The sequence below is a fragment of the SAR324 cluster bacterium genome, assembly GCA_029245725.1.
Classification (GTDB): domain Bacteria; phylum SAR324; class SAR324; order SAR324; family NAC60-12; genus JCVI-SCAAA005.
Genome location: JAQWOT010000006.1, coordinates 1 through 7,796, shown reverse-complemented (window position 1 = coordinate 7,796; position 7,796 = coordinate 1). Strand labels below are relative to the sequence as shown.

The window sequence follows — 7,796 nt, the reverse complement described above, 5'->3', positions numbered from 1 at the left end:
GCTCCAGCTGCCCGAGAATGCTTTGCTGAAGTCTAGACTCAAACTCTCTGTGCAGGAAAAATCCAGAGAACCCAACTACCAATAAGGCTGAGAAAAAGAAAAGTAGAATACCAAAGATAGTCATCCGTGCTTGGAAGCTACGGGGGTTCAAGCGTTCAAAGCTTAAGTACATATCCCACACCACGGAGTGTATGGATCAGTTTGGTTTCAAAGTCTCTGTCTACCTTGCTGCGCAAACGTGAAACAAGCACATCAACTACATTTGTTTGAGGATCAAAATCATAATCCCAGACATGTTCTAAAATAAATGTTTTGGACAGTATTCGACCTGGGTACCTGAGAAAGTATTCTAGCAAGCTGAATTCGCGTGGCGGCAATTGCAGAAGATACCTGGAGCGGAACACTTCCCTGCTTAACAGATTCATCTCCAGATCTGCATATTGGAGGGTAGTTGGTTCTGTGTTTAGCGAGTTTCGTCGGATCAGAGCTTGTACGCGGACAAGCAATTCTGTGAAGGAAAAAGGCTTGGTCAGGTAATCGTCCGCTCCCAACTCAATTCCTCTCACCCTATCTTTCAATGTGTGCTTGGCACTGAGAATAAGAACAGGAATTGTGTTTTTCTGCTCTCGCAGTGTCTGAATTACGGAAAGTCCACTCAAGCCTGGAACCATAACATCCAGTACTGCCACATCATAATCCTCTGATTTAGCTAAGCTCAGAGCAATTTCACCTTCTGAAACATGCTCAACAACAAACCCAGCTTCTCTTAGACCTTTCGTTATGAAATCAGCGACTTTAGGGTCATCCTCTAGCAAAAGTAGTTTCAATGAAGCTTCTCCAGATATTGAAAATATTGGATGAGTTTAACTCGTCTTCTCCAATCTGGAAGCCGTTTCCTTAACCTTTCTATTTTGTAAGGTTTTCGAAAGGTTGGTGAAAGATTTGTCTCCTATACTAATTCTCAGTTCATCGCCCCAAGAGGTTCAACTCATAGGACATAAGGGAATTTAAATCACGCTACTTTAGGAGAAGCGCTATGTCAGAATCCAAAACTTTCAAAACAATAAGGCAGTCTTTGCTAATCGCGGTTACATCAGCGACGTTTTTGGTAGGTTGTGGCCAGCCAGATTCTAGGAGCACATCCGATATTGTTTCAGAAACATCCAGCAAACTTGATCTCAATGATTCGCAGGCGCAGGAAATGGCGAGGGTTGTTGAGAACGCCCGTCCTGAATTTGAGGTACTCAGGGAACTTCGGGCGCAACTGCGAGAAGAGATGCTTGCTCAGATGCAGCAAGACTCAGTGAATGTGGAGGATGTGAATGCTCTGCTTAAAGCCAAATGGGCTTCTGTCAATGCCAAGTTGCCAGTGCTAGCGCAAAAATTCACTGACTTCCATACGATGCTGACTCCTGAACAACGCAGTAGGGTAAAAGAGCGAATGTCCAAAGGTTGGAAATCCAATCATTTTGAGCGTCTGGAATCTTCAAATACCTCTCGAATCGTCTTCGGAATATCCATCGCACTAGACCTTGATGATCTACAAGAGAAAGAGATAACCAATCTCATTAACACTTTACGCAGTAAATCAGCGGAAATTAAGCAACAGCATAAAGAAATGAGAGAGGAGATTTACGAGCAGATGCAACAGGACTCAGTGAATGTTGAGGATGTGGAAGCCCTGCTTGATGTTAGATGGTCTGAAGTCCAGTCCAAGCTGCCATTATTGGCTCAAGGTTTCACTGACTTCCATACGATACTGACCCAAGAACAACGAACGAAGATCAGTGAGAAGTTAGAAAACAGATGGGAATCTGGAATTCATGGAAACAGATAATGACTATTCTGATTCCAGATGAGGTAGCTGGTCAGATTGTAGCAAGTGCAGGCGATGTTGCCGTCCGAGCATGAACTGAGCTTGTAGGCGTGTTAAATCCCAAGCTGTTGAGTTAACGGTGGAGATGTTTATTGGAGGTTCAAACCGCTGATATTTGACGACTCCATCTGGAAGATTTAAACAAAGTTGCGACTCAGAGAAGATTGTGAGTTGCGACACCTTACAAAACCTGAGTGAGAACTTCTTTGCTTAGTTGAAGCAATACCGGGGGATTGCAACCCGTTACGATAGGCGAGCCCTTTTTTCTAGCGGGTATCCAGTGGATAGCGTGTCACTTGGCTAAATAGATGACAGGCCCTAAAAGAAAGCTAATCCTGTCTCACTTGAAAAGACATGCCAGCGCTGTTTGTCAAAGCTGAGGAAGCACTCTTGGCCCATCGATGCTGTAAAATCTGGTTTCGTTTTGACCAAGACTTTTTCCTTGCCAACATTGGTATCAACCAGCATATCCCCTCCAAGAGGCTCCGTGATCTTCACCTCAGCTTTGATAGACTCAGCTAACTGCTCACCGTTGATGTGAATCTCGTCCGGACGAATCGCAAGCTGAACTTTGCGTTCAAGCTTTGCGCTATTAATTATACTAGATTGTTCAGGGAGAAGAGAAACCGAGAATGTAGAATGTTTCACATGAATAGCGTCACCCTCTTGGAGCAGTTCACAATCTAGAAAATTCATGGGTGGTTCACCTACAAAACCAGCAACCCAAGCATTCACTGGTTTGTGATAAATCTCTTGAGGTGTTCCGTATTGCTGTAAAACTCCCTCGTGCATGACCGCTACACGATCCGCCATCGATAGAGCTTCCATCTGATCATGAGTCACATAAACCATGGTAGTCCCTAGTTTTCTCTGAAGAATCTTCAGTTCCCCTCGCATATGAGCTCTGAGCTTGGCATCCAAGTGAGCAATTGGTTCATCAAAGAGAAACAACTCCGGTTCCCGAACGATGGCACGTCCAATCGCAACTCTTTGCTTCTGGCCACCTGAAAGCTCCATTGGTTTGCGTTGAAGCAGATGCTTGATTTCCAGCATTTCAGCAGCCCTCTCAACTTTCTGCTGAATGTTGGATGTATCAACTTTGCGAAGTTTAAGGGCGTTTCCAATGTTGTCGAAAACAGTCTTATGAGGATAGAGAGCATAGTTCTCAAAAACCATCGCGATATCACGATCCTTGGGTGGTAAGTCATTCACTCGCCGATCCCCGAAATGAATATCACCTGCAGAAATATGTTCTAACCCAGCCAACATTCTCAAACTAGAAGATTTACCACATCCTGATGGACCCAATACGCAAAGGAATTCCCCATTTTGGACTTCAAGATTGAGGTCTTTGACAGCGGCAGTTTCCCCGTAGTATTTCCAGACATTTTTGATTGAAACAGATGCCATGTTTTCAGATTAGTTGAAGATTATTCGCGAACAGCGCCCATGGTCAGGCCAGTGACAAGATAACGACGAACCAGCAGTCCAAGGAACATCATTGGCATGGTTGTTACAACACCAGCTGCCATGATGCTACCCCACTGAATATTCTGTGGCTGCACCAGTTCTTTGGTTGCGACTGGAAGTGTTTTCGCACCGCCTGATCCGATAATGGAGGCAAATAAGAAATCGTTCCATCCGAAGAGAACGCACAAGATCAGGAAGGCTCCGATTCCCGGAGCAACCAAGGGTAGAATTGAGACAAATGCTTCAAATCGATTCGCACCATCACACATCTGTGCCTCCTCAATAGAGTAGGGCACGTTGTCAAAGAAGCCTTTTAAGATCCAGATAGCAAACGGGAGGTTGAAGGTCGTATAAGCCAGAATCAGCCCTGGCAAAGTTCCAACCAATTCAAAGTTTCTGAAGATCGCATAGAGTGGAACCATTACCGCTACAACTGGTGCCATTCTGGTGGAAATAATCCAAAACAGCAGATCCTTCTTGCCCCGAAATTCAGTCCTTGAGAGTGCATAAGCGCACATTGAGCCCAGAACCACTGAGATGATTGCAGAACCACCCGCGGAGATGATGCTGTTCATCATGTAAGTGCCAAAGTTCTTGTCCAAGAACAGATTTTCATAGTGTCGCAAGGTGGGTGTGAAATCGAAGAACATCGTGACACCTGCCCAATCTCCAACCGCTGGAAGCTTAAAGGCCTCGAGCAAATCCTTCAAAGAAGACACAAACATCATCAAAAACGTGAGTAAGGTCCAGACTAGGTAAATCGCCAGAAACACACCAATAAGTATGTTGCCGATTTTCCTTAAAGGAGTCTGGTATTGAACAATATCTGATGACGCCATCTCAGTTTCCTTCCTGATTGACTTTGCCAGCTGGACTCTCAAAAACCTTGACGAGAATCATCCCTAGAATAATTGTGACCAAGAGTAGCGTAAGGGCGATTGCAGCCCCACGGCCTAACTTGAAGAATTGAAAGGACACATCAAATAGATAGGTTGGAAGAATTTTTGTAGAATTTGCAGGACCACCACCCGTCAATACCAAAAGGGCATCGATAAACCGGAAGTTGTCCATAAAGCGCAGCAAAATTGCGATCAGCAAAAACGGATATAGATTCGGAAGAGTAATCTGAAAAAAATTGCGCCAATCTCCAGCCCCGTCCACCATACTTGCTTCCAGTTGGTCTCTTGGAACGCGCTTCATACCAGCCAAGGTGATTAGAATGATAAGAGGTGTCCATTGCCATACATCCACTATGACGATTCCCCACATTGCTGTACCTGTATCCCCCAAAATCGATTTCTCACCTAATATTCCAGCGCTTTGCATTAACCAATGGTACCAACCAAAGGTGGAGTTATAGAGGTAATACCAAACAAGCCCTGCTACGACAGGTGCCATCATCATTGGCATCAGGAATAATGTCACTAAAGCTTTCTCGTATTTAGAACGATTTAAAATCACTGCGAGCAGCACGCCCAATCCCACTTCCATGATCATGCACATTGCGCTGTATTTCAGTAGGAGATACCAACCATTTCCAAAGCTCCGATCACCGAGTAACCTTCGCCAATTCGCAAAATTGTTCCAAATATCACCTCGCATCATGTCTACTTTGTGAAAGCTCATCCAAATTAACCAGAAAAATGGATAGAGTGTGATGCAAGCAAGAACGATCACTGCTGGTAGAATTAACCACAGGTAGTATCTGTTTGATGGAGCTGCGTGGCGACTGGTGGGCTGGTAATCAATTACTCGGATACCATTTGACATCCGAAATTGATCTTTAGAAACATTGGCGAGTTTTGCAGCATTCGTAAGCTGTCCTTCTGCAATGCCATTCGTAAGTGTTGTTTGCATTGATTTCAATGTCTACAAGGTTCCCGGTTGGTCAACAACCAACCGGGAGGTGGTCAAGGTTAGAAATATCCGTTAGCTTCGTCAGTCTGCTCACGAATTGCCTCACAAGCTTCTTCAGGAGACAGTTCTCCAGCCACACAGCGCTGAACTTCTGTAGCTAGGATTTTATGATACTCGTTTACCTCCGGAATCTTTGGGCCAAGCACAAAGTGTGGGTCCCGTATCCCGTGATCATAAACAGCATCGAAGGTCAATGCATTAGGCATATTCGTTGGGCGGTTGCGTGCAGTTTTCACTTCTGGGATTTCAAGCACTGACTTTCTAGTTGGGGTTCCACCCAAGCCACGGAGTACGTCATATTGAATGTTCTTGGAAGTTGCCCAGATTGCAAAGATGTAAGCAGCTCGCTTTTGATCTTCTGTAGCATTGCCATTGATTCCTATTCCACCAATACCACAGTTAGTTCCATTGACAGCCTGACCACCACCTACGATCCAACTAGATTCACCTTTAGGACATGGAGCGTAACCAGTCTTGCCACCAGCTGCTCTTGAGGTCTTTTCATCTTCACAAGAAGCAGCAAATTCATGATACTGAACCTGCATCGCAATCTGGCCTGCTTGATAAACTGTATTCAATTCCAAAGTACCGTTTGCCAAGTTGTCTGGATGGCTTACGTCAGCTTGTTCCTTGAATTTTGTCATCACTGCTACAGACTGAGCATCTCCCCACTTAGTCTTGCCTGGATCTTTTGAACCCAGGGTGTCATCGACATCGAACTCTGTCCAACGACCATGTGAGAAGAGCATTCGCTGAATGTCTAACTGGGTTGTCCAAGCAAAAGATCCCTGGTGCTGAGCATACCCGTAAGGAATATCAGAGTTGCCACCTTCACGAACTTTCTTGAAGAAAGCTGCATACTCATAAACATGCTTCCACGTAGTATCGGCTGTAAACTCCATTCGGTAACCATGCTCACTTTCGAAATCCTTACTGAGTTTTTCGAAGAGATCCTGACGGTAGAAAGAGCATGCAACAGCGCAGTCATAAGGGAAAGCGACAATTCGACCTGCTTCATAGAAGACACCACATGCTTTTTGGAAGTTTTCGAACCAGACATCTTCACCGTACCCTTCAGGATCTTGGGGCAAAGTGTTGTCACCGGTGTATTTGTTCAAATCTTCATAGTAGTCCGCGAACGGAGAACCAATTGGCTTGTCCTGAATGTAGTTCAGGTGGAAGTCGGAATTTCCGCCTCTGAGGTCAATTCCTACTTTCTGTTGAACAACTGGTAGGTCGTCTGTGAGGATTTCAACTTCGATTCCTGTCAGGTCATAAAATGTCTTCAAGTTATCACGGATAGCAAAGGAAGGAGGGGTATTCTCACTCATAAATACGAGTTTTGAACCCTCATATTGCTTCCATTTTGCTGCATCGGAAGATTGTGCATATACAGGTCTTCGATTGATTACGGAACTCAGGCCAAGTGCAATTGACCCTGCTCCCAAGGCTGTCGCAGCACCACCGCCCATTTTCAAAAAATCGCGTCGACTGACCTTTTTATAGATCGCGTCCTTTGGTATGTAAAACATTAGACCTCCCTAAGGATGGTTGTTTTTTGTGATTTGTTCCTCAACAAGAAGAGCAAATCACGGTTAAGAAGGGCTCATCGAATTCAAATAACTTCAATCAACCCAGCCATTTTAGCCATTGGGTATAGAACTCCCAACGGATGTAGTTCTCTACCAAATTTCGAACTTTGTTTTGATAGAAATCTGCAATTGAAAAGGTTTTTAAGAATTAGCTACCTAGATGCTTATTAACGAGATCAGCGGCTTCCATATGGGCCATGTGCCCACACTCCAACTGCTCAACGTCCACTCCACTCAACTGAGCACAATTGCTCACAGGCAGGATCTCATCGGCCTTGCCCCAGAAAATCTTGGTTGGAATACTCTGGGCTACGCTGCTCAAGTCTTCAATTTGCTTTCCACCACTGTGGAGCTTTTTTGCCAACTGGACTAACGCTTCTTCCACTCCATCCAGGCGCTTGTACTTCAGCAGGTCAGCTACCATCTGCCGGCTGACCATCTCTTTGTCAGCAAATAACTGCGGTGCAAGACTTTTCAATCCATTACGGCTATTGGCCGTGGCAAAGCCATCGACATAACCGGCATTGATTTCGGTCCCAATCCCTGCTGGCGCCAACAAAGTCAACGCTCCTATCTTTGCCGGACTCTCCCGGGCCACCAGTAAGGCCACCAGACCCCCCATCGAATGACCCACCAGATCCACTTGCCCCAACTCCAACTGATCGATCATCGCGGAGACCATCTTGGCATAGGCTAGCGGTGAAGAGTGCTCGGCACTGACCGTCGAGTCTCCATGGCTTGGAAAGTCCGGAGCCAACACCCGTCTGTTGGGAGCCAAGGCCGCCAGGTTGAACTGCCAGTTGTTCTTGTCTCCCCCAAAGCCATGCAGACAGATCAACGGCCGCTCGCCTTCCTCGCTGTCAAGGTAGCGGATCGTCAACCCTTCCCAATCCAGTCTGCGATTGATTGTCAATGGATCCGGAGCCTCATCTGCCGCTGCT

At 45.7% G+C, this 7,796-nt stretch carries 8 protein-coding genes; 1 reads left to right on the top strand and 7 read right to left on the bottom strand.

Annotated elements, in window-relative coordinates; all coding sequences use genetic code 11:
• Window positions 1-155 precede the first annotated feature (155 nt).
• The gene (locus P8O70_00175; GenBank protein ID MDG2195302.1) at window positions 156-827 is read right to left on the bottom strand and encodes a response regulator transcription factor; all 672 of its coding nucleotides are present in this window, start codon (window positions 825-827) and stop codon (window positions 156-158) included.
• 209 nt (window positions 828-1,036) lie between these two features.
• Between P8O70_00175 and P8O70_00170 the strand changes: the two genes are divergently transcribed.
• The gene (locus tag P8O70_00170) at window positions 1,037-1,837 is read left to right on the top strand and encodes a Spy/CpxP family protein refolding chaperone (GenBank protein MDG2195301.1); all 801 of its coding nucleotides are present in this window, start codon (window positions 1,037-1,039) and stop codon (window positions 1,835-1,837) included.
• Between the two features lie 3 nt (window positions 1,838-1,840).
• Here P8O70_00170 and P8O70_00165 read toward each other — a convergent pair whose 3' ends face one another.
• From P8O70_00165 to P8O70_00140, 6 genes are all read right to left on the bottom strand, one after another.
• Entirely contained in the window at window positions 1,841-2,056 is a 216-nt protein-coding gene (locus P8O70_00165; GenBank protein ID MDG2195300.1) for a hypothetical protein, read from the bottom strand.
• A gap of 138 nt (window positions 2,057-2,194) precedes the next feature.
• Complete coding sequence (gene ugpC / locus P8O70_00160; GenBank protein MDG2195299.1) at window positions 2,195-3,286, bottom strand: sn-glycerol-3-phosphate ABC transporter ATP-binding protein UgpC; 1,092 nt, start codon at window positions 3,284-3,286, stop codon at window positions 2,195-2,197.
• A gap of 20 nt (window positions 3,287-3,306) precedes the next feature.
• Window positions 3,307-4,185 (bottom strand): carbohydrate ABC transporter permease, encoded by an 879-nt coding sequence (locus P8O70_00155; GenBank protein MDG2195298.1) that lies wholly within the window; start codon window positions 4,183-4,185, stop codon window positions 3,307-3,309.
• A 1-nt stretch (window position 4,186) separates the two neighbouring features.
• Window positions 4,187-5,203 carry a sugar ABC transporter permease gene (locus P8O70_00150; GenBank protein MDG2195297.1) on the bottom strand — a complete coding sequence of 339 codons (1,017 nt, stop codon included), beginning with the start codon at window positions 5,201-5,203 and terminating at the stop codon, window positions 4,187-4,189.
• 59 nt (window positions 5,204-5,262) lie between these two features.
• Entirely contained in the window at window positions 5,263-6,795 is a 1,533-nt protein-coding gene (locus P8O70_00145) for an extracellular solute-binding protein (GenBank protein ID MDG2195296.1), read from the bottom strand.
• Between the two features lie 208 nt (window positions 6,796-7,003).
• On the bottom strand, window positions 7,004-7,796 hold a 793-nt coding region (locus P8O70_00140; GenBank protein ID MDG2195295.1), incomplete at its 5' end, for an alpha/beta fold hydrolase.

What these genes read in the sequence shown, in the direction of transcription:
- P8O70_00170 (MDG2195301.1), top strand. Translation starts at nt 1,037, where the DNA reads ATGTCAGAATCCAAAACTTTCAAAACAATAAGGCAGTCTTTGCTAATC.
- ugpC (MDG2195299.1), bottom strand. Translation starts at nt 3,286, where the DNA reads ATGGCATCTGTTTCAATCAAAAATGTCTGGAAATACTACGGGGAAACT.
- P8O70_00155 (MDG2195298.1), bottom strand. Translation starts at nt 4,185, where the DNA reads ATGGCGTCATCAGATATTGTTCAATACCAGACTCCTTTAAGGAAAATC.
- P8O70_00150 (MDG2195297.1), bottom strand. Translation starts at nt 5,203, where the DNA reads ATGCAAACAACACTTACGAATGGCATTGCAGAAGGACAGCTTACGAAT.
- P8O70_00145 (MDG2195296.1), bottom strand. Translation starts at nt 6,795, where the DNA reads ATGTTTTACATACCAAAGGACGCGATCTATAAAAAGGTCAGTCGACGC.